The sequence below is a fragment of the Sporomusaceae bacterium genome (genome assembly GCA_031460455.1).
In the GTDB taxonomy this organism is placed as follows: Bacteria; Bacillota; Negativicutes; order Sporomusales; family UBA7701; genus Anaeroselena.
The window spans coordinates 1-1,075 of the sequence record JAVKTQ010000049.1 but is presented as its reverse complement, the minus strand read 5'-3'; the positions used below and the strand labels follow the sequence as shown (position 1 = coordinate 1,075).

The following is a 1,075-nucleotide window of genomic DNA, read 5'->3' as shown; positions in this document are numbered from 1 at the left end:
GTCAGGCGATCGCTGTTTTTCTTCCAGTTCCATCACCCCCTGTAAAATGAAGCAGCATAGAAGCCTCCATTAGTCTCATAGGCTGCCTGCTCCTGAGCTAACCTGCGGCGCTCGGCGTATAAGGTCGCCAGATCGCCGCGGCGGACAACCCGGCCGGCAGCTGTTCGGTACTCCTGAGCCCCACCTTCGATCTTTTCGATCGCCGCGTTGATCTGCGCTACCTGCTCTTCCAGTGTCATTCAAGCCACCCCTCTCCTTTATCGTCTAGCCAATCATCGTCAGCCTTTTCGCCTTGCTTGGCCGGCTGCGGTTGGCTGGTTTCCTGTAGCTCCTCCAGGTACCGGACCTGAAGCAGATCGGCCGCCAGTGAGGAATATACCTTGCAATCCAAGTAGTGATTAGGAATTGACGATGTTTTCGGTACCCAGGTTTCGATTTCCCGATTCCCTTTCCGGTCCCTGATCTTATGCTCCGACGTCAGCTGCTCGGCATATTCGGCGTCACAGCCGGCGTACACCATAAAGCACCCGGGGCCCACCGGCTTGTTTATCCTGGCGGCTATCAGGTTTTTGTACTGGTCGGGATCGACCAGATACAGCACCTGCCCGAATGCTTTCGAATTGGGATTATCTATTTTGGATCTCCGGTACCTGGAGATCATGGGTGTGCTGCTGCCCTTGACCGGTACCGCCCAGTCCTGGTTTTCAAGGCAGTAGTCGTAAACGTTCTCGGTATCATAACCGGAGTCGATAGCACAGAGGTTAACCTGCCACTTGGCCTCCCCGTTGGTGTCCGGCCAGTGGCGGTTCATTATCTGTGTGAGCTCTTCCCACGTTTCAACTATCCCATGAGCGATATTCTGGCTCGTCAGCTTCGCTCCCCAGGCGTCTATCCCCCAATACATATACCCCTTCTGAACGTCCACGCCACCGGTGAGCAGTTGGGCCCAGTCCGGCACCACACACTCGGGCTCCGGGGCCTGCTTCTCCAGCACTACATCCCGATCGAGGGCGGCCGCTTTGTCCTCCCACGGCTCGGCGAGCCAGGAGTTGATAAAGTTCATCAGTTTTTCGGG

The 1,075-nt window shown here is 56.4% G+C and carries 2 protein-coding genes; both read right to left on the bottom strand.

The genetic code is table 11. The annotated features are described in order from the left end of the window. Nucleotides 1–32: 32 nt before the first annotated feature. On the bottom strand, nucleotides 33–239 hold the full coding sequence (locus tag RIN56_20665; protein ID MDR7869206.1) for a hypothetical protein: 207 nt from the start codon (nucleotides 237–239) through the stop codon (nucleotides 33–35). Beyond that, nucleotides 236–1,075 (bottom strand): hypothetical protein (locus RIN56_20660; protein ID MDR7869205.1); only part of this gene is annotated, 840 nt, incomplete at its 5' end. The genes RIN56_20660 and RIN56_20665, both read right to left, overlap by 4 nt.

What these genes read in the sequence shown, in the direction of transcription:
- RIN56_20665 (MDR7869206.1), bottom strand. Translation starts at nt 239, where the DNA reads ATGACACTGGAAGAGCAGGTAGCGCAGATCAACGCGGCGATCGAAAAG.